Genomic DNA, 19701 nt, shown 5'->3' with positions numbered 1-19701 from the left:
TCACAGTTACAGATGGGCATGTTCCTTGGTAGTAGTTGGACACCAACTACTACCTGCCACGGCGGGACGATTGACGCCCGCCGGCAGCGTAAGACGGCAGCCAAACTCGACTCGCAGGGCGGGATGCTGGTCTAGGTCCGCTACACATCACCCACGCCGTGTCGTAGTCAACTGGACTGGCCGAGGCTGACGACGAGGTTGATCGCCACTGCGACCACGAAGGTGGCGAAGAAGTAGGAGAGCAAAGCGTGCCCCAGGGCGATCCTGCGGGAGGGAGTGGATGACTCGTTCACATTGCTCGCGTTGTATGCCATGCCGATAGAGAATGCTGCGTAGGCGAAGTCGCTGTATGACGGGTCTTCGTCCTGGTTGAAGCGGAAGCGATGGCGGTCGTCGTGGTAGTACATCCGAGCGTACTTGAACGCGTAGACAGTGTTGACGAGAGCCCACGCGAGCACCACGCCGAGAGCCGCCAGGATCGCCGCGGCCACACCGATGGGGTCCTTCTGCTGGCTGCGGATCAATGCAAAGACGACCGCCACGAGACTGACGAATGTCGCGCCTGTGATGAGGGAGTCAACGAGCCGTCGAGACCGACCTTCCTGGCGGGCTAGTTCACCCGTGGCCTCCGGACCAGCGGGCCACGCCTTAGCCCACGCCCAGATCAGGAAGACGCAGCCGGCGACAGACCATCCGATCAAGGGCGCGAGTTCGGGAGCACCGAGCAACGCCGGAACGAGTGCGATAACGAGACCGATGACGGCCGAGACTAGAGCCTTGCGATCAATGTGCGACATCGAAGAAGTTGCCTTCCAGCCTCGATTGACCGTGAAGGGGTCCGATGGCCCGCCGCCTTGGTCAGAGCGCATCTCAACATCACGGAATATCACAGGACCTACGGATTCCTTTGGGTTCACAAGGAACCGGGGGTTCAGAGCCCCAATTGTACGCGGTCGCCCCCACCGCCGGGCTTCGTTGCGGCCGGCGTTACCGTCCGCCTGGAGAGGTGTACTTGGTGGCACATCGTTCAACCCTGTGTCCGGGCTACTCACGCAACACTCGGGAAGCCGGAAGCGGACGTCCCGGTCGTGTCCCGATCTCTGTAGCCTGCACATGGCGCACCTATGCGCTGTTGAAGACTTCGTCCGTCCCCCGATTCGTGGTCGAGAATCCAGGAGGGCAGTGGGGGTGACTATGCGGCGTGTACCTACTAGCGCGGAATCTCACATACGGCCCTGCGCCCATTCGGATGCGGGGCCGTTCTTGATTTGCGCTTCGACAGTCCCGCGGTGGTGTCAACTCGGAGAGAAGCGTGCGTTGTTGTCAGGTCGATAATAAGGGTGCTACTGTACTTGTTATCAGGTTGATAACAACGAATGGAGTCCCGATGAACGCCTTGCTCGACTGGATGAACTCCGCAGCAATCCCTAACCTTCTCGGCAATCCGGTGAGCTGGATCGAGATGATTGGCTTCGTCACCGGCGCTGCCTGCGTGTACGGAGTCGCCCGCCAAAAGCTTTGGAACTGGCCGGTCGGGATTTTGAACAACCTGGCGTTTATCATTCTGTTCCTGGGGGCCGGTCTCTACGGTGAAACCGTGCTGCAGGTCATCTTCGCCGCCGTTGCTGTCTACGGCTGGTACAACTGGATGCGCGGCAGCGTCGCCACCGAGGGCAGGAACGACCTTCTCATCCGCGACGCCTCCCGCAAGGAAATTCTCCTCGGCCTCGGCGCCAGCGCCGTGGGGACCGCCGCCGTCGCCATGATCCTCACGCACGAAACTGACTCCCAGGTCCCGTGGCCCGACGCCTTCGTCTTGACTGCCTCCCTCGTCGCCACCTACGCGCAGGCTAAGAAGATCTTCCAGCACTGGCACGTCTGGATCCTCATCGATATCGTGTCCATCCCGCTGTACTTCAGCCGGGGACTGACACTCACCGCCGTCCTCTACGTCGGATTTCTCGTCCTGTGTGTCTACGGACTTATTGGCTGGAAGCGCACCCGCGGCTTCCAAGCGCCGGCCAGCACTCCCGAAACCGTCACCGCAGGAGCCTGAGATGTACAAGAACTCCATGGTCATCGGCAAGTTCTACCCGTCCCACACCGGCCACGCCCACCTCATCGCCACGGCAGCCGCACGGTCCGAGAACGTCTCCGTCCTCGTCCAGGGCAACCGCTTCGAATCCGTCACTGTTGCCGAACGGACCAGCTGGCTGTCAGAAGAGTTTGCAGACACTGCCGGAGTGCAGATCATCGGAATGCGCAACGACTGTCCCGAGGACTACCAGTCGGACGAGATCTGGAAGGCGCAGAACGAACTGATGCGCCTGGCACTGAAGTCCAACGGGGTCACGGCCGTCGACGCGGTCTTCAGCTCCGAGGAGTATGGCGTCCGGCTGGCGGAGGCCTTCGGTGCGGAGCACGTTCTTGTGGACCTGTCGCGCTCCACCTACCCCATCAGCGGGACTTTGTGCCGGGAAGACCTCGGCGCCGCATGGCCCTACATCATTGCCCCGGCCCGGCAGGAACTGGCCACACGCATCATCATCGTCGGCGCTGAATCCACCGGCACCACCACCTTGGCCCGGGCGCTCAGCGAGCACTACCGGCCCCGCTTCCCCCGGCTCGCGGATGTGCCTGAATACGGCCGCAAGTACACGTACGAGAAGTTCGACGCCCTGCGCACCCAGAAACCGGACGCTGTACTGGAGGAGATGGTCTGGACCGAACAGGACTTCGGCCGCATCGGTGCACGGCAGAACGAGATGGAAAACGCCGCCGCCGACCTCTGCCCGCTGGTCATCGCCGACACCGACTCCCTGGCCACCACCCTCTGGGAGAGGTTCTACATCGGCGAACACAGCTACGGCTCCTACCATGCCGCCGAACAGCTGCCCCACCGGGACCTTTACCTGATCACCGATCATGAAGGAGTGGACTTCGAAGACGACGGCTGGCGTGAAGGGGAACACCGCCGGGCCGAAATGACCGAATGGTTCAAAGAGACCCTGACCGAGGAACGGCACTCCTGGATCTTGCTCAACGGCGACCACTCCCGGCGCATGCAGACCGCGACCGAGATCATCGACCTGATCCTGGCCCAGCGGAGCGGCTTCGCCTCCCCGCCCTGGGCCACGCGCACCGTCCTGGACGGAGCCCAGGCTTGAACCGCGAACCGGGAGACGAGCGGGAATTCCTCGAAGCCTATAAACCGAAGGATTACCCCTCGATCGCGCTGACCGCGGACCTGGTGGTCTTCGCCGTGGCCGGGGGAGTGCTGCACGCCGCCATGGTCCGTCGCGGCGGCCACCCCTTCAAGGATGCGCTTGCCCTGCCCGGCGGCTTCGTCGGCCCTCACGAGTCGGCGGAGCAGGCCGCCTACCGGGAGCTCGCCGAGGAAACAGGCCTGGACCTGGGGGGCTTGCCGGTTCACGTCGAACAGCTGGCCACGTACAGCGACCCGGGCCGGGATCCGCGGATGAGGGTGGTCTCTGTAGCCCACCTGAGCCTGCTCGCCACCGACGGCCAGTCCCTGCCGGATCTCTCGGCCGGCTCGGACGCCGCGGCCGCCGCCTGGCATCCTGTTCACGATGTTCTCCACGGCACGGACCTGGCCTTCGACCACACCACCATCCTGAGGAACGGCTTGGACCGGCTGGCCGGAAAAATAGAGTACACGACCGTCGCCGCCCGAATGCTGCCCGAAGAGTTCACCATGACGCAGCTTCGCACCGTGTACGAGGCCGTCTGGAACACCACACTCGCGGCCGGGAACTTCACCCGAAAGATGCTGCCCCAGCTCCAAGATACCGGCCGGAAATCCAAGGCTTCGATCGGGGCACCCGCGGCGCTGTTCACCGCCACCGACCGGTATATTCATCCGCCCTTGGCGAAGCCGGCCAGCAAGTAGGGGCAGCTGGCGCAGGTTTCTCGTATTTTAGGAGGGAGCAGCATGTGGGAGTCTGTGCCTGAGGGCCTACCGGCCCAGGGTTGGGGCGAGCTTGATGAGAACGGCTGGGGTGCCCTGATCGGCTGGGCTGCCGGTCCGGAGAACCTCCGCCGGGGACCCCGGCAGGACGACAGCGCCAGAACGGTGGCCGTGGCGAGGACTGGTACGGACGGAAGCGTTGTGGAGTCCGTCGAAGCCTTTACCGCTGAGGACCGACGAATCGTCGAGGAGGAAGCCAATGCGTATCTGACCGACGCCGGTGTGGAGCAGCGTCCTCCGGGTTTCCGCTGGTTCGTCAGGCTCCCCGCCCAGTTCTTCAGTTGGGATGAGTTCTCGGCGGCCGTCACCCGATCTGTCTACGCCCAGGAGCCCCAGCCGGTCCACCCGTCCGAGATCGCACCCGTGATGAAGCGGTCCATTCAGCGGCTGTACGCCGGCCAGCAGGACGGGGACTCCAGGCCGCGCTGAAATTGTCCGCCGGGTCCGGATGCAAGGGGGGAATGCGTTCCGGACCCGGCGATCTGAAGCTCAGGTTCGCGGCTACCTGAGCTTCAGTGACAAGACCAGTGTGTACCCGGCACATTGTGAAATGCGTGGTCCACCTGAGAGCCGCCGCCCACTTTGACCCCCTGTTTGAGGGGGCTGGGGGAGGCCTCCAAGGTTTTCCCAAGCTACAGTGGCCGGCGTTCCGACCATAACGAAGGGGCCCGTCGGCTACGGCTACATCCGGCGTGTCGCCCGAGATTGAGGCTAGCCTAACGTCCATGCACCGGGGACGCAGGGGAGCGGTGAGAGCCTCTAATGCCAGATACTGCGCCTGCCCCTGCCCCTGCCCCCGCCCCTGTGCCTGCGCAAACGCGTAGCCGTATTGGCCGAAAAACAGGTAACTGCCACTGCTGCTCTATTTTCTGACGGGGTGTTAACTATGAGGCGGGCGGATATCAGTGTTGAAGCCCTCCGGACGGTCTGCCGGCGTCCGTCCGGGTCAGGATAGCCGGGCTTGGCGCACTCCCCAGCAGGTGCCCGGCCCGGCTACCCGTCGGGGCTCCGGCGGTGTCACCTGCGCAGGGCCGAAGCCTCCTCGCGATAAGACCTTCGCCTATCTTGCCTGAAACTTTCGCCGATCTTGCCCTAGCGGAGTGAGCATTATCTCGAGCCTAAGGGGGTGAACATCATGGCTGACGACAAAGAACTGCTGGACTGGCTGTCTCCCCGCAAGCAGCGGGAAATCGACAACCAGGCCGCGTTCCTGCGCTACCTGCTCGAGCGTGAAGACGCCGCCGCTGCAGGGGGCGAAAAGTCCTAGGCATTCGCGGGACGGCGAGAGGACCGAACCGGCAGTCTCAGCACGCTCCGGGCGTGTCGGTGGTCAGGATCGCCCAGCGCTGCCAACCCTGCACCTGGCGGATAGTTGTGGCCCCCACCGAGAAGGCGGGCGGGAGGCGTAGTGGCCAGGAGCACGCCCCTGAGTGCAGCGCGCCGGGTGGCACAGTGCGCGGATGGTAAGTACCGTCGTCGTAAGAACCAACGCGCAATCAGTCAGGGGCAGCATGAGCAAGAGCAGCAGGAACCGGAACAAGCGCAAGGGTCCCGCTGGCACCGGCGGTTCCCCCGCACGCGGCTCTTCGCCCGCTTCCCTGAGCTCGTTCCGGGCCGGGCGGGCCGTGGACTCGCTCGCGCCGGCGTTTGTCCGGTGGTTCGACGACGGTGCTCCGGGCGCTGCTGCCACCGCCCTGGATTGCTTGGCAGCCATAGAAAGCGTCATGGGCCGGTACATGGACCGGGTGGCCGCTGCTGACCTGACACGCCTTGATCCTGTAATCCTGGCCGACGCTCTCGCTGCCGATCTCGCCGTCACAGAGGCAGACGACGACGACCGAGGTGAGTTTGTCATCGCCGCTGTGCACGGGTTCGTTGACTTTCTCGCGGACACCGACCGGTGGTCAGGGCCAGCGGAACAGCTCGCCGACGTCGTTGAGCTACTCAACGCCCTTCTGGGGGAGACGGACGATTGGCGGCTCGTCGACGTGCCCGTCATTTCCGACGACGACGCGCTGAAGGTCTTCTCGGAGCTCCCTCTGATCCAGCGGACCACGGCACTGCTTCAGTGGATAGGCGATGCGAAGCCGGTGACCGGAACCGGTGCACTCCGGACCAAGGACATCGAAGCAGCGGCTGCGTGCGTCGGACTGAAAGCCAGGGGCGGCCCCAAACAGGCTGGAGTCCCGCAGGCCGGAAATGGCGGTTCGGAGAGGCCCGTGCCGACAGTCCGCAGCATGTACGAGGTGCCGCTGCTGACGCAGGTGTGGGAGGCGCTGTCCCGCACTGAGCTGATCAAGGTCGGCTCAACGAAGGCGGCGCCGTCACCGGCCACCGCCGTCTTCCTGGCCGGCGACACCCCGGACCGGCTGGAGGAGCTGGTGTTCTTCGTTGACCAGTTCCTCTCGGCCTCCGTACTCGGCTACGACCCTGAACAGCCGTGGGAAGTCCTCGTTGCCGCGACGGTGGCATCGATCCTGCTGGCGGCGGCCTCGGCGGATCCCCCGCGAAGGGACACTGTGCTGGACCCCAGGACCGGTGCGTCACCAGAGGAAAGGGCGACGGTCGAGGCGCTGAAGGCCGCGGCCATGGGCCAACTGGAAGCACTCGCCGAGCAGGGCATCCTGACGATCGACACGCATTTCCGGGTACCGCCTGCACTGGTCCGGTGCATAGCGAACACCTATGAGGACGCAGCGGTCCTGGAGGACCTGGGCCTGCTGGACATCCCGGACCTCGATCTGGATTCCGAGGATGCCTAGGAAGACCCAAGCTTTTTGAGGCGGAAGCGGAGCTTTGATGCGCGAGCGGGGTCATCGCCGAGGGCTTTCGTTTCCTCTATGTACTGGTGCCCAAATTCCTTGAGAAGAAAATCATCGACAATCCGCACGTGTCCGGCAGGAAACTTGTAGTCCATTCTTTCGCGGACGAAATTCCAGTCCGCGCTGCCGATCAGGTCCACGGCTTCCTCCACGGTTGTGATATTCACCGCATTGAGCAAATTCACCAGCCAGTCATATTGTTCTTTTTTACTGCGCGGATGGTCCGGGAGTTCGGCCACTAGAACCTCTGCCAGCGCGTCCGAGGTTATGGGCTCGGCGCGGCTGCGTGCGTCGCCAGGAATGCTCGCGTCTTCCCGGGCAACAGCCTGATGGATTTTCACGAATTCGTTGTCTGCCAATTCAAGGAGGCCAGAAGCCAGCGTAAACGCGCGGTCGATTGCGGGCGGTATGGCACCAACAGCCTTGTAGCGGATATCGTGCTCGAATTCTGCCCAAGCGTGCTGCAGAACAGTCTTCACCTGGACCTCGAAGCGCTGGCCTATGCAGCCGGCACATCCAGTGGGCGTGCTGTCCGCCCCTACTTCAAGAACCAGATGGTGGGCCGCGTACCCAAGAACGCCCTTGTTGACCTGCTGTGCCTTTTTGTCTGTATTCTCCAAGACCCGGAACTGGCCTGTCAGGGCGGAAACAACATTGGCTACGTCGGGCTCAATGTAAGTGATCACGCGAACGGCCAAAATATCGTCCAGGTCGTCCAACCCGTTGGGGTATTTCAGTGTGCCTTCGGACCCGATCTTACTGAGCTTTCCTTTGACCGATTCGGAGCTCTTTACACGACCTTTAACGAGGTGATAGTTGAGGCCGTCGTCCCGTAAGCGGGCTTCGATAGCCGCTTGAATTGCCGTGAGCGAAGCGGATAAGTGAGCATGCTGTTCCGTCAGCCTCGCAACTTGGGCGTCGATGGCGACACCAATTCGGGAAATACGTTCCTCGTCACTCATGCCCGCCCCCATGTTCCCCCAAACCCGTTAGGCGACAGCCTATCCAACGGGCTTCCCGCGCACTATCGGGTATACGGAAAAATTCCCGAATAGGCCTTTCGTTGCCACTGGCCCATGCAAAAGCTCAGCATCGGTGCCAAGCTGGTTGCATCCGCCTGAATCGGCAGTTGATAAGGAGCGCTGGTGTCATGCCCAAGACCGGCAAAAACGATCACGCGCGCAAGGACGAGCTTCCGTCGACCCTGCAGCGGTCTGAGCAGAAAGCCCAGGACACCTTCGCCAAGACCTACGATTCAGCCCTTGAGTCCTACGACAACGACGAGAGCCGGGCCGCCCGGACAGCCTTCGCATCTCTCAAGCACAGCTATGAGAAGGTAGGCGACCACTGGGAACCCAAGGAGAAGCGCGGCCCGTCTGACCAGCACGCGGAGGAGGGACTGGATTCAGCGGCCCCCACCGCCGGAGGCGTGGACGCAAACGCTTCCAAGAATCACCTTTACAAGCGAGCCCGGGAGCTGAACATCGGGGGACGTTCGAAGATGGGCAAGGACGAACTTGTCGAGGCGATCCAGAAAGCCAACGATGCCGCCACCCGGAAGGCCCGCGGGGACTGAACCTACCCTTCCCTGGGGCGGCAGTAGGAGGATCCCGACGGCGTGCGCTCCAGCACGCCGTAATCGATCATGTAGCGGCGCAGCAGCACCACATCGTCGGTGTAGCCCAGGAGCCGTTCATTGACTTTTCGTTCGGAGAGTTCCTCGCCCGGTTCGAAGGTCTCGCCGGCGATCCAGGCCAGGAGCTCCCGCCGTTCCTCCTGATTGGCCGGATACCTGTCGATGCGGCCAAGACGCATGAAGCGCGCCACTCCCGTCTGCGCCTGGCGTTTGGGCTGCTGTGTGAGGAGGGCGTGAAAGATGGACTCGGAGGCCTCCAGCTCATCGCCGGCGCTCCGTTCGACCAGTCCAGCGTCGAGCAAGGCGGCGATGGCCCGGTCCCGCCGTTGTCCAGCAGGGCCGGAAGACACATCATTGCGAGTGGCCCCAAGGACAATTTGGGCGTAAACGGTCCGCGCGTCGCGGTTGCCGAGGGCTGCCATGACCCGCCGCCAGTGTGGCCCGCTCTGCCTGGTCTCTCTGTTCACGGAACTTCCCCCCTTTGCTCTGGTGCTTGCAGATTTTGCTGTGGCGCTGCCGGAACGGCGCCCGTCAGCGTTGGCGGTTTAACAGCAAAAATCGTAGTCCCGGGCCGGGCAGGCCGAAAGGGCCACACCTGGTCATGCTGGCTGCTCTGGCGCCGGGCCGTCGTCGTGATGTGAAATGGTGCTGGGAGAGCACCGTGAGGATAAATCTCTGTGAGCGGGCCTGAAACGGCAGAGAACAACCTGGGCTATTGCGCTGGCCGTGTTGGGCGCATGGCTTTATTGAAAGTCATACCAATGGTCCAGGTGGCCCGCTCACCCTGAGGGGGTGCTCCGCCGCCCGGTGCGAGGCATACTTGGGAGGGCCTGCCACGCCAACGGAAGATTCTGATGACGACACCCTTAGCCATACCGAACGTCACCCTGAAGAACGGGGTCCAGGTCCCGCAGCTCGGCTTCGGCGTCTTCCAGGTTCCGCCTGAACAGACCCAGCGCATTGTCGAGGACGCACTCGAAGCCGGCTACCGCCACATCGACACGGCCGCGGCGTACCGGAACGAGGCCGCCGTGGGCGCCGCCATCGCTGCCTCGGGGATTCCGCGTGCGGACATTTTCCTCACCACCAAGCTGCGCAACGGCGAGCAGGGCGTGGCCCAGGAAGCCTTCCAGAACAGCCGCCAGGCCTTGGGCGTCGACTACGTCGACCTGTACCTGATCCACTGGCCGGTGCCGTCCCGGAACCTCTTTAGCGAGGCGTGGAAGGCGATGGAGAAGCTGCATGCCAGCGGCCAGATCCGCGCGATCGGCGTGTCCAACTTCCTGGCGGACCACCTGGAAGCACTCCTTCGAAGCGCGGACGTGATTCCGGCGGTCAACCAGATTGAGCTGCACCCGACGTTCCAGCAGTCCGAACTGGCCGCGAAGAGCCGCTCCCTGGGCATAGCCGTGGAGGCGTACAGCCCGCTGGGCCAGGGCGCTGATCTGGACGCGGGGGCTGTGACATCCGTTGCCGGCAAGTACGGCGTCACCCCCGCGCAGGTGGTGCTGGCGTGGCACCTCGCCCAGGGCACCATCGTCATTCCCAAGTCAGCCAACAGCGGCCGCATGCGGGACAACCTTGCCGCCGTCGGCGTGGCACTGACGCCTGAAGAGATGGCCCACATCACCACCCTCGAAGCCGGTGCACGCATCGGTTCTGATCCCGCCGTCGCCGCCCACAGCCAGATGTAAGGGGACACTATGAAAGCCAATGAACTGCTGCTGGACGCCTTTGGCCGTGTTCGGGAAATCGTCGACGCCACACTCGACGGGCTCGACGACGAAACCCTGGCCCGCCGGCCCGCCGGCAACGGCAACTCCATCGCGTGGCTGATCTGGCACCTCAGCCGGGTAGAGGATACGCAGGTTGCTTCCGCCGCCGGTCTGCCGCAGGTTTGGACCTCGCAGGGCTTTGCCGGCCGTTTTGGCCTGCCGCTTCCTGAACATGACACCGGCTACGGCCATTCGTCAGACAACGTGGACGCCGTTCGGGCCCCGGCGGAGCTGCTCGCCGATTACTACGAGGCGGTCCACCGGCAGACCGTCGAGGTACTTAACAGCCTGGGCGACGACGACCTTGACCGGGTCGTCGACACCCGCTGGGACCCGCCGGTCACCTTCGGCGTCCGGCTGGTCAGCACCGTGGCCGACTGCCTGCAGCACGTGGGGCAGGCCGCGTACGCCAGGGGCCTCAAAGGCGACGCACGGGCCTAGCAGTCCGGCGTCCACGCGGTCCCCTTGCCTGGCCATGGGGTATGGGGGAGGATAAGCGGCAAAAACTCCAGGAGGCCGTGATGACCCAGCTTGGCAAGTTTGAGAAGTACCTGATCGAGGAATTCTTCGACGACTACCGTGCCGGGGCCATGAGCCAGCACACCTTCACCCGCCGGGTGGCGTTCATCACCGGCAGCATGGCTGCCGCTTCCGCCGCGATGCTCCTGGTCGGCTGCACACCGCAGGAAGTTCCGCGCAGCACCGACCCCATGCCCACTCCCAACCCGTCCGGCTCCGCCACAGGCGCTGCCTCCGGAGGCGCCGTTCCCGGGGCGAAGAGCCCGCTGTCCGTTCCCGAGGGAACAGCCGGAATTACGACGTCGACAGTCAAGTTCCCGTCGGGCGGCACCGAGATCAGTGGTTACCTCGCCCGGCCCGAATCCGGAAAACCCGGCCCCGCCGTCCTGGTCTGCCACGAGAACCGCGGGCTGACCCCCCACATCCAGGACGTGGCCCGGCGCTTTGCCAAGGAGGGGTATGCGGCCCTGGCGATTGACCTGCTGAGCAGGGAAGGCGGCACGGTGAGCCTGGACCGGGATGCCGTCCCGGGAGCATTGACGCAGGCCGGCGCGCAGCGGCACGTGGCGGACTTTTCGGCGGGATTCGACTACCTGCAGAAGCAGCCCTTCGTGGAGCAGGGCCGGATCGCCATGACCGGCTACTGCTTCGGCGGGGGCATCACCTGGCAGTCCGCGGTCGAGATTACGGGACTCAAGGCGACGTCGGCCTTCTACGGTCCGGCGCCCGACCTGGACAAGGTGCCGTCCATCAAGCCCGCGGTGTTCGGCGTCTACGCTGAGCAGGACGACCGGATCACCGGACCCATGCCGCAACTTCGGGATGCCCTGGCGGCCACGACCGTGCGCAACCAGCTCAAGGTCTATCCCGGCGTCGACCACGCTTTCCACAACGACACAGGCGACCGCTACAACGAGCAGCAGGCGACGGCCGCCTGGAACGACACGCTGGCGTGGTTCAAGAAATACGTCTAACTGGTCATCAGCTGGTGGCGCCCGGGATCTCTGCGGCAATCTCTCCGGCATCGGGGCCGGACGCGTCGTGGGCCAGGGCCTTCTGGCGGCGGTAGACCTGGATCGCGATGGCCGTCGGAATGACGGCGAGGGCGACGGCCCGCATCCAGGGGCGGTCCAGGACGTGGCCGGTGACGGAGTCGAGGGAGATGCTGCCAGGCCCGCCAATCGTGAAGGATGCTGCCGCAAGTCCCAGGACCGCCGGGTATTCCAGGCCGCCCTCGGTGGCGAAGAAGCCGTTGGGGGCGTGCACGCTGGCGGCAACGCCCATGGTAGTGGCAGCAGCCGCCCCGGCGGCCGGAGTGCCGAAGCCCAGCGCGAGTGCCAGGCCGGCACCCGCTTCGCCGAGGCCTGCCAGCACCGCGCTTGGCTTCGCCGGCCGGAACCCCATGGCGTGCATCCCCTTGCTGGTGCCCTCGATCCCTCCGCCGCCGAACCAGCCGAAGAGCTTTTGGGTGCCGTGGGCAAAAAGGACGCCGCCCAGGCCCACGCGGAAAATGGTCTGTGCGGCAGTGGCAGCGGCGGGGGCGACTGGACTGATGCTCGTGCGGCTCATGTGAATCCTCCTGTAAACGTTTCAGCCGTTCGGCTACTTTTCAGGCGATCTTGTCCGACGATTCTACGTCCGGGGGAGGTGCCCCTGGCGTGCGGCTTCACGCACCAGCAGCCGAATGTTTGCGTACAGCACTGCCCTCACCGCGTCGGGCTCCAGCCGCTGCCCGCGCCGGATGCGTGACTCGAGTTCCTTGCAGCAGCGTTCCAGTCGCAGGGCTCCCGCCATGGCGGACGTCGCCCTCAGGCTGACGACGGCGTCAGCCGCCAACCGCGCGTCGCCGCCGGCCAGGGCGCGGAGGATCTTCGAGGCCCGGTCCGGCAACATCTGCAGGTAGTCATCAATGAAGGCCTCGGCGAATGCCGGACCCACCTCGGCGGCAAGGACCTGCAGCGGGCCGGCGTCCAGGACGGGGACGTCTTCTGTGCCGGTCACTTCGCACCGCCAGCTGTCCGTCGCATGTTGTGCCCATCGGTTCATGCCGCGACCTTGCTGCGCGGCTTACCGGATACTTTTCCGCGGTGACCTCAAGACAGGAGAAACTTTTGCCGATGTTCGGATCAAGAATATGGGCCGGCTAGGCACGCTCGAGCAGGACCATCACTTCGTAGTGCGTGGTTTGCGGAAACATGTCGAGCACCCTGGCCCGTCGTGCGGTGAACGAGGGGAGCGCCGCCAGGTCGCGGGCCAGTGACTGGGCATTGCAGCTGGAGTAGACCACGTGCTGCACGGAGGACGATTCCAGCCAGCCGCACAGTTCCTTGCCGATGCCGCGCCGTGGCGGATTGACAATAACCAGGTCGGGCGCCTGGGCAGCGGCGAAGGCAAAGGCCGTGGCATCGCCCGCCTGGAAGTTCATGCGCTCCAGCCCTGCCTCGTCGCTGCTGAGATTGGCCGAAACTATGGCTTCGCGGCTGGTTTCAATGCCGGTCACCTCGCGGGAAGGATCAGCGCAGTGCAGGGCAAAGCCGCCCACGCCGCAGTACAGGTCCCAGACCGACGACGGTGCCAGTGCGTTGACCCATTCGCGGCCCTGCCGGTACAGGGCTGCCGCCATGTCGCTGTTCGTTTGAAAGAAACTCTGCGGCCGGAGGTGGAGGTCGAGGTCATTGACGCGCATCCGCAGTGTGGACTGCTGGGTGAGCAGGATCTCGCGGTCGCCTTCCAGGACCGCCTTGTGCTCCGGGTGCAGGTTGACGGAGACAACCTTTACCTGCGGCAGGGAGGCCAGGAGGGTGGGGAGGTGCTCCCGGATGCGCGGCACCAGCTTTTCCGAACGCAGGACCAGGCGCAGCATAATCTCGCCGTCGGGGGACTCGGTGATGATCAGGTGCTTGAGCTCGCCGCTGCGCCGGGGGACATCGTAGGGCGTCAGGTGGGCCCGGCTGATAAAGGCCGCCAGGACCGGAAAGCAGGCCAGCAGTCCGGGCGAGCAGACGCCGCACTCGCGCAGGTCCACACCGCGGCCCTCGGCGTCAAGGATCCCGATGGTGGGGTTCTTGGCCGTTCCGGCCACCACCATCTTGGCCTTGTTGCGGAAGCCGGACTCACGGCTCCCGACAGGCGGCAACCACTCCACGGACCTGTGGTCGGAGAGAAGTGTCTGGCAGTGCAGCTGCTTGCCGGCCAGCTGCTCGTCATAGGGCCGGCCCATGTGGGTGCAGGAAAGGCATCGGGCGGCATCGAAGTAGGAACATTGCATGTCTCGTTAATTCTACTTTTTCTGCAGGCTACTTCTGGCCGCCGGTCAGGATGGCGGCCGCTGCCGCTTGGGAAGGCTGATCCGGTCCAGATCAGTCGCAGGTACGACGGCGGTCCTCCCGGACCGTGCGCGGGCCTGCTCGGCCAGGACACCCACGTCGCCGTACCGGGAGGAAAAGTGCGTGAGAACGAGAGTTCCGGCGCCGCCGTTGGCGGCCAAATCCCCGGCCTGCCCGGCCGTGAGGTGCGCGTACTGCGCCGCCAACGCGGCGTCGTCGTCGCTGAACGTTGATTCCGCGACAAGGAGGTCGACGCCGTCGGCCAAGCCCTCGGCTCCCTCGCACGGGGCGGTATCCATGATGAAGGCGAAGCCCTGGCCGGACCTTGGAATGCTGACATCCTCAAGCCGCACACCCCGCAGGACCCCTTCCCGCTGCAGACGGCCCGCGTCCGGGCCTGTGATGCCTGCCGCCGCCAGCCGCTCCGGCAGCATGGTCCTGCCATCCGGCTCGGTCAGCCGATAGCCATAGGTTTCAATGCGGTGGCGCAAGGGCCGCACTTCGAGCCCGGGGGCGATTTCCCCGGCATCCGAGTGGGGTCGCAGGCGGAGGTCGATGCTGGGCGAGGCCACGGAGACGAGTGCCCGGACAACGTCTTCTCCGGAAGCGGGATAGTGCAGGTGCACCGGGTGCTTCACGCCGTCCAGGGCCATGCGGGACAGCACGCCGGGAAGCCCGTAGCAATGGTCACCATGAACATGGGTCAGGCAGATCCGGGTGATCCGGTTGGCAGAAACACCGGCATGAATCATCTGCCGCTGCGTGCCCTCGCCGGGATCGAAGAGGAGGCCCTCGCCGTCCCACCGCAGCAGGTACCCGTTGTGGTTGCGCGTCCGCGTCGGGACCTGCGATGCGGTGCCAAGGACGACGAGTTCGCGCATGTCACCGAGTGTCTCACAAGCACAGAGAATGACAGACGATCAGCCTGTGAAGCGGTAGCGCTCGCAGGCCGCCGTGCCCGCAGGAGTAAGCCCTTGCCGGCGGCCGCGCTCGCGGAATTATTCCGGTCCCAGCACCTCCCGGGTCCCCATGGAGGTGCCCGGTAATGGGGGTGCCATCGAACTGTATGTGTGGCCCGTGGGTGTTGTCAGTTCGACGGTGTGCCTAGGGCCCGGCCTGGGTTGGGCCTTCCAGCCGGGGAGCTCCTTGGTGTGGTTGCAGGCTTCGCACAGTCCCGCGCCGTTGGCAAGGAATGTTGGACCGTCGTTGTGCCAAGGGATGATGTGGTCGTGGTGGCGGATCGGGGCGTCGCAGTAGGGTGTGCGGCAGGTGTCGTCGCGGATTTGGATGAAGCGGCGCAGCGGTGCCGGAAATAGACGCCGCCGCGAGTCCATGGCGACGAGGTCGCCGGTTCCGGGCGCGGTGTAGAGCCGCCGGACCCAGATCTTCAGCTCCTCAACTCCCTTGGCCTGTTGGGGGCTCACCAGGTTCCGGGCCCAGTCTCCGGGAACGATGCCGTAGCCGGGTATCCGGGCGGGTTCGCTGTCGCCTCGGAGGAGGGTTCGGTCGGTGATGACGAGGTTGAGCTCGATGCCGGTGATCCCGCCGGGCGTGCCGGTGGTCCACTCAACGAGGGTGTCGGCCTTGATCTGGTCGCGGGAGCGCGGGTCTCCGGCGGCGTGGAGGGAGTCGGCGTTCCGGGTCAATGCCGCGTACACGGCGACGCCTTCGTGAACGGGCAGCAACGCCGTGAAATACGTCATGCAGTCCGGTGCCGGGCGCAGGCTCACCCTTCGCTCCGAGGTGGCATGGCTTGCGCGCTGGGCCACGGAGCGGGGGTCCCGCCGGGTCGCGGCGGTGCGTACCGCGGCGATGACGGTCCTGGTCCCGGCGCCGGTGAAGGTGCCGGTGTCGGCGGCGAGTTCCTCGTCGACGGCGGTCCGATCGGCCGGGTTGAGGCAGGCGGTCTCTTTCACCACGTGCATGACGCGCTCTTCGTTGAGCTGCCCGGTGTCCAGCGCGCCCAATGTGTGCGGCATCTGCACCAGGGCTTTGGCTGTGCCGAGGAGCCGGTGCCCGCGGTGTGGGGACTCGCCCCGGGCCAGCGCGATCTGCTCGGCCGCGCCCAAGCCGTTTTCCTTGGTGCGGTCTTTGCCCAGGTCCTCCGTGGTCAGTGGCGCCCGGTCGGTGGATTCCTGACGGAGCCGGGCCTCCAAGGTCACAGCAAGCCTCGCCTGCTGCCCGGCCAGCATGCCCTTCGCGTCCTCGGAGGCGCGGAGCTGGTCGATCAGCCCGGCATTGTCGGCCGTAAGGTCAGCCCGCAACAGGACACTTGCCGCCGCGATCCTGTCCTCCCAACTGGGCCGCGGCGTCCCAGCGCCGGAGGCACCGGCCTCGGCGAAAAGTACGTCGGCAAAGAGGGCCTCGGGAAACGGGTCCTCCGGAAAGGAGCTGTCGGCGATAAAGCCCGCGGCGAAAGGGTCCTCCGGAGAGACATCGTCCGAGTCTACGAAGTTGCGGTCATCGTCATAGGGTGACCGGTGGTCCGCGACGGCATTGAAGGGGAATCCGGCATCGTATGGTTCGGCATCTTGGAACGCGGCAACGTGCAGGGCGTCGCCGTGCGGCGCCGCTGCCAGTGCTGAATTCCCGATGGCTTCCATGAACACAGTCTGCCAAGGGGGTCTGACAATTAAAGGCCGTTCCGGCACCCGAATGACGGAATGCAAAAGATTCTTTCGATCCACCGAGATCGGAAAGTAGGCAGCAGCACAGGGCTCGATTTTAGAAGTCGGCTGCACAGAACGTCAGAGCTGGTCCGCACAAATGACGACTGGCCCGAACGAAAGCCGTACGGTGCCCGTAGTCACCCTTGGAGGAGCTGCGGATTGAATGGCAGCATTCGTGTCTAAACTGCCGGAAGCAGACGTCGGGAATGACTGGGTCATGCCATGCGAACAGTCGTATGGTGGTCGCATGTCCGTCCTCATCGAAGTCATCGCGGCCGTAGTTCAGGGCGTTCTCGAAGCCGTAGGCGAGCTTCTCTTTCACCGAAACTCGGACCGTCCCCAGGACGAAGACTGATTTGAACCAGCCCTGCGGTCAGCCCGTGTAGGCCAATCGTGCCGCGCCTCTGCCCACGACGACGTGGAACTGCAAAAGATAGGATCTTCAGGTAGGTTCAGGTCACAACGTGCTAGACCTCGTTCTCTTGGCAGGCGGTCAATTTGGCAACAGGCACAGAGTCTTCCAAAAGCGGCCTCCTTGGATCAACATTCCGCATTTTTTGTGGCTGCTCAACTTTGGCGCTCAGCCTCATCTGCGTTGTTTCGAGCTTCAGGCACGCGAGCACAATGACCGGCCAGGACGCAGTGACAATATGGGGCTTTTTCCTGTGGGGCTTGGGGCTTGCATGGGGTGGCATCTGGCTAATCAGGGGACGCTCCAAAGGCAAGAGAATTGTCTTCGCCAGGGACTGGAAAAGACTTTTAGTCGCAGCTCTCCTCGCCCTGCTGGTCGTTGGAATGCTGCTCTTTCTCTTGAGCCTGCCGTCCGTCAAGGACGATGCAGTGTGGTGGCCCCTCATACTGCAGACGATGTTCGCGAACCTTTTCGGGTCACTGCCTCTCATGCTTTTTGATCGGGAGGACTACAAAGAGCAGGGTGAGCCAGACCGCTTGGATGCTCCGAGGAGGAGGAAGGTAAGACAACGGATTATCTTGGTGGCCGTAGTTGGCGGATTGATGTTGGCCGCAGGGCTTACCGTGGGTCAGCAGATAGATCAGTGGTGGCAAGACCTTCTCATCCGCTTGGGCGTGGGTTTGTTGGCAGGCGCAGCAGTGCTCGGGTACCGACTGAGGAAGGCCCCTCGGCCCGTTTCTGGGACCGACTCCGAGTGAAGCAGACACGCAGGAACATTCAGTTAGGTTCGTGGAGGAACTGGGCGATTATCAGAGGCGGTAAGGCTGGCACCGTAGGCGGCGCCGACCTTACCTTCGTCCCTCGGCAAAAAGGCATTCCCATGCGAGCTGGTTGGCGTGGATGTTCAGAACGATGAGGCCGGCGCCATTTGGCGTCGGCCTCATCTGGTTGTTCCTCAGCAATGGAACGTCTTCAGGCTACTCGGCCGGCACCAGTCGGTAGCACCGAATTACTAGTGCTCGACGGCTTCCGTTCGAGGCGCTAATGGCTTCGACGGGAGGCCGCACTACGCAGCGATGTAGAACCTGGTTGTCAAACGTCGGGGACTCAGCGCCTGGTCTGGTACCTGGTGAGGACCACTCCGTCGGGAAACGTCTGGGTCTCCACCAGGCTCAGCTTCACCCAGTTGTCCAGGGCCGTGAAGAAGGGCGTGCCGCCGCCCACCAGCACCGGATGGGTGACAAGCGCGTACTCGTCGATCAGCCCGGCCCGCATGGCCGCCGCGGCGAGTGTGGCACCGCCGATGTCCATGGGGCCCCCGTCGTCGGCCTTGAGCCGGGTGATCTCGGCGACGGCGTCGCCGGTGACCAGGCGAGTGTTCCAGTCGACCGTGCTGGTCGTCGAGGAGAACACCACCTTCGGCATGTCCCGCCAACGGCGGGCGAACTCGACCTGCGCCGGGGTGACGCCAGGCTGCTGGTCGGCGGTCGGCCAGTGGGAGCTCATGGTCGCCCACAGTTTGCGCCCGTACAGCGCCAGCCCCGTCGCCCCTACCCGGTCGGACCACCATTGGAACAGCTCGTCGCTCGGCACGCTCCAGCCGAGGTCGTCGCCGGGCGCGGCAATGTAGCCGTCCAGGCTCACGTTCATGGCGAAGGCCAGTTTGCGCATGGCGTCAGTCTCCCGTGAGTCAGTATCCGTTGTACAGACCAGCACGGCGCGGAAATATCCCCTGAGTCGGATTAGGAGAATCCGCCGGCCCCGGCGGTGAGCGTCCGCGGGCACCACGTTATGCAGAGATCGATGACGGCCGGAGCAAGGGGGCGGAGTTGGACTGCCCGCCACCCGGCGGAAAGAATAAGCGGATGAGTGCTGCCGGCGAGTTCGTGGATGACACCCTGCAGCGCGAGGCTTCGTGGTACCGGGCCGAAGACATGCGCCACCGGTTCGGCAGCGGGATGCAGTACTACGGCGCGTCAGTGGGCGCGGTGCGCGGAACGGTCCGTGATGCCCTTCGCCGCTATGCAGGACTGACCCACGACGAGATCACCGCCCTCAGTTCAGAACTGTGGGCGGTTCCGGTTTACGAGCGGCGCCTGGCCGCCGTCGTGATCCTCCAGTCCAAGCTGGAGTTGCTGACCAACTCCGACCTGACGCGCATGGAGGGCTTTGTGCGGAACACGCACATGCCAACGCTCGTGGACCCGCTCGCCGTCGACGTCGTTGGTCCGCTGGTGGAAAGGCTCGGGGGCCAGGCGCGTGTGCGTGCTGACGCGGTGCTGGACCGATGGGCGGGGGACCCGGATGTCTGGCTCCGCCGCGCGTCGCTGATGGCGCCCCTGCGGGCACTTCGCTCGGGTGGGGGCGACTGGGACGGATTCGTCCGCCGCGCCAGGATCGCCGCTGATGTACTACCGGGTCCGACGGCGGACAGCAGCCCCGACCGGGAAGCCGTTGCCGCCGTGCTGGACGCGGTGGCGGAGCGAAGGCCGGAGCTCCGGCTCTCCTTCCATCGCTAGGACACCGGTCCTGGGAAAGCCGAAGTAACAGCCGG

General features: G+C 64.6%; 21 protein-coding genes. 12 read left to right on the top strand and 9 right to left on the bottom strand.

Features of this window, described 5'->3' with window-relative positions; all coding sequences use genetic code 11:
- Positions 1 to 167 precede the first annotated feature (167 nt).
- Positions 168 to 797 carry a DUF1345 domain-containing protein gene (locus LFT45_RS12855; RefSeq protein WP_236803606.1) on the bottom strand — a complete coding sequence of 210 codons (630 nt, stop codon included), beginning with the start codon at positions 795 to 797 and terminating at the stop codon, positions 168 to 170.
- 590 nt (positions 798 to 1387) lie between these two features.
- On the opposite strand from LFT45_RS12855, the gene pnuC reads away from it, so the two are divergent.
- The 6 genes from pnuC (at position 1388) to LFT45_RS12830 (ending at position 6750) form a co-directional block, all read left to right on the top strand.
- Positions 1388 to 2056 (top strand): nicotinamide riboside transporter PnuC, encoded by a 669-nt coding sequence (gene pnuC / locus LFT45_RS12850; protein WP_236803604.1) that lies wholly within the window; start codon positions 1388 to 1390, stop codon positions 2054 to 2056.
- Between the two features lies 1 nt (position 2057).
- Positions 2058 to 3167 (top strand): AAA family ATPase, encoded by a 1110-nt coding sequence (locus LFT45_RS12845; protein WP_236803601.1) that lies wholly within the window; start codon positions 2058 to 2060, stop codon positions 3165 to 3167.
- Entirely contained in the window at positions 3164 to 3910 is a 747-nt protein-coding gene (locus LFT45_RS12840) for an NUDIX hydrolase (protein ID WP_236803598.1), read from the top strand. Before LFT45_RS12845 ends, LFT45_RS12840 begins: the two co-directional genes overlap by 4 nt.
- 42 nt (positions 3911 to 3952) lie before the next feature.
- Positions 3953 to 4417 carry a DUF5956 family protein gene (locus tag LFT45_RS12835; protein WP_236803596.1) on the top strand — a complete coding sequence of 155 codons (465 nt, stop codon included), beginning with the start codon at positions 3953 to 3955 and terminating at the stop codon, positions 4415 to 4417.
- A 706-nt stretch (positions 4418 to 5123) separates the two neighbouring features.
- On the top strand, positions 5124 to 5255 hold the full coding sequence (locus LFT45_RS23280; RefSeq protein WP_272912710.1) for a hypothetical protein: 132 nt from the start codon (positions 5124 to 5126) through the stop codon (positions 5253 to 5255).
- Positions 5256 to 5499: 244 nt separating this feature from the next.
- Positions 5500 to 6750: a hypothetical protein gene (locus tag LFT45_RS12830; RefSeq protein WP_236803594.1), complete on the top strand. Its 1251-nt coding sequence runs from the start codon at positions 5500 to 5502 to the stop codon at positions 6748 to 6750.
- Here LFT45_RS12830 and LFT45_RS12825 read toward each other — a convergent pair.
- Positions 6747 to 7772 carry a GTP pyrophosphokinase gene (locus LFT45_RS12825; protein WP_236803592.1) on the bottom strand — a complete coding sequence of 342 codons (1026 nt, stop codon included), beginning with the start codon at positions 7770 to 7772 and terminating at the stop codon, positions 6747 to 6749. The genes LFT45_RS12830 and LFT45_RS12825 overlap by 4 nt on opposite strands.
- A 188-nt stretch (positions 7773 to 7960) precedes the next feature.
- Here LFT45_RS12825 and LFT45_RS12820 point away from each other — a divergent pair, with 188 nt between their 5' ends.
- Positions 7961 to 8386 (top strand): ChaB family protein, encoded by a 426-nt coding sequence (locus tag LFT45_RS12820; protein ID WP_236803590.1) that lies wholly within the window; start codon positions 7961 to 7963, stop codon positions 8384 to 8386.
- Between the two features lie 2 nt (positions 8387 to 8388).
- Here the strand turns inward: LFT45_RS12820 and LFT45_RS12815 are convergent, their stop codons facing one another.
- Positions 8389 to 8868 (bottom strand): DUF2087 domain-containing protein, encoded by a 480-nt coding sequence (locus tag LFT45_RS12815; protein ID WP_236803588.1) that lies wholly within the window; start codon positions 8866 to 8868, stop codon positions 8389 to 8391.
- A gap of 432 nt (positions 8869 to 9300) precedes the next feature.
- On the opposite strand from LFT45_RS12815, the gene LFT45_RS12810 reads away from it, so the two are divergent.
- The 3 genes from LFT45_RS12810 (at position 9301) to LFT45_RS12800 (ending at position 11714) form a co-directional block, all read left to right on the top strand.
- Entirely contained in the window at positions 9301 to 10140 is an 840-nt protein-coding gene (locus LFT45_RS12810; protein ID WP_236803586.1) for an aldo/keto reductase, read from the top strand.
- Between the two features lie 9 nt (positions 10141 to 10149).
- Positions 10150 to 10662, top strand: a complete 513-nt coding sequence (locus tag LFT45_RS12805; protein WP_236803584.1) for a mycothiol transferase — start codon at positions 10150 to 10152, stop codon at positions 10660 to 10662.
- Positions 10663 to 10742: 80 nt separating this feature from the next.
- Complete coding sequence (locus LFT45_RS12800; RefSeq protein ID WP_236803582.1) at positions 10743 to 11714, top strand: dienelactone hydrolase family protein; 972 nt, start codon at positions 10743 to 10745, stop codon at positions 11712 to 11714.
- A gap of 7 nt (positions 11715 to 11721) precedes the next feature.
- Here the strand turns inward: LFT45_RS12800 and LFT45_RS12795 are convergent, their stop codons facing one another.
- From LFT45_RS12795 to LFT45_RS12775, 5 genes are all read right to left on the bottom strand, one after another.
- Complete coding sequence (locus tag LFT45_RS12795) at positions 11722 to 12309, bottom strand: DoxX family protein (protein ID WP_236803580.1); 588 nt, start codon at positions 12307 to 12309, stop codon at positions 11722 to 11724.
- A 63-nt stretch (positions 12310 to 12372) separates the two neighbouring features.
- Positions 12373 to 12741, bottom strand: coding sequence for an Hpt domain-containing protein (locus tag LFT45_RS12790; RefSeq protein ID WP_236803578.1), 369 nt, complete (start codon positions 12739 to 12741; stop codon positions 12373 to 12375).
- 142 nt (positions 12742 to 12883) lie between these two features.
- Positions 12884 to 14008 carry a 23S rRNA (uracil(747)-C(5))-methyltransferase RlmC gene (gene rlmC, locus LFT45_RS12785; RefSeq protein ID WP_236803576.1) on the bottom strand — a complete coding sequence of 375 codons (1125 nt, stop codon included), beginning with the start codon at positions 14006 to 14008 and terminating at the stop codon, positions 12884 to 12886.
- Between the two features lie 45 nt (positions 14009 to 14053).
- Positions 14054 to 14947 (bottom strand): ribonuclease Z, encoded by an 894-nt coding sequence (locus tag LFT45_RS12780; RefSeq protein ID WP_236803574.1) that lies wholly within the window; start codon positions 14945 to 14947, stop codon positions 14054 to 14056.
- Positions 14948 to 15064: 117 nt separating this feature from the next.
- Entirely contained in the window at positions 15065 to 16669 is a 1605-nt protein-coding gene (locus LFT45_RS12775) for an HNH endonuclease (RefSeq protein ID WP_236803572.1), read from the bottom strand.
- Positions 16670 to 17359: 690 nt separating this feature from the next.
- Between LFT45_RS12775 and LFT45_RS12770 the strand changes: the two genes are divergently transcribed.
- The gene (locus LFT45_RS12770) at positions 17360 to 17905 is read left to right on the top strand and encodes a hypothetical protein (protein WP_236803570.1); all 546 of its coding nucleotides are present in this window, start codon (positions 17360 to 17362) and stop codon (positions 17903 to 17905) included.
- A gap of 349 nt (positions 17906 to 18254) precedes the next feature.
- Here LFT45_RS12770 and LFT45_RS12765 read toward each other — a convergent pair whose 3' ends face one another.
- Complete coding sequence (locus tag LFT45_RS12765; RefSeq protein WP_236803569.1) at positions 18255 to 18818, bottom strand: dihydrofolate reductase family protein; 564 nt, start codon at positions 18816 to 18818, stop codon at positions 18255 to 18257.
- 194 nt (positions 18819 to 19012) lie between these two features.
- Here LFT45_RS12765 and LFT45_RS12760 point away from each other — a divergent pair, with 194 nt between their 5' ends.
- Positions 19013 to 19666 carry a DNA alkylation repair protein gene (locus LFT45_RS12760; RefSeq protein ID WP_236803567.1) on the top strand — a complete coding sequence of 218 codons (654 nt, stop codon included), beginning with the start codon at positions 19013 to 19015 and terminating at the stop codon, positions 19664 to 19666.
- Positions 19667 to 19701: the final 35 nt, after the last annotated feature.

This window comes from Arthrobacter sp. FW305-BF8, assembly GCF_021789315.1.
In the GTDB taxonomy this organism is placed as follows: domain Bacteria; phylum Actinomycetota; class Actinomycetes; order Actinomycetales; family Micrococcaceae; genus Arthrobacter.
This window is presented reverse-complemented; position numbering and strand designations above follow the sequence as displayed.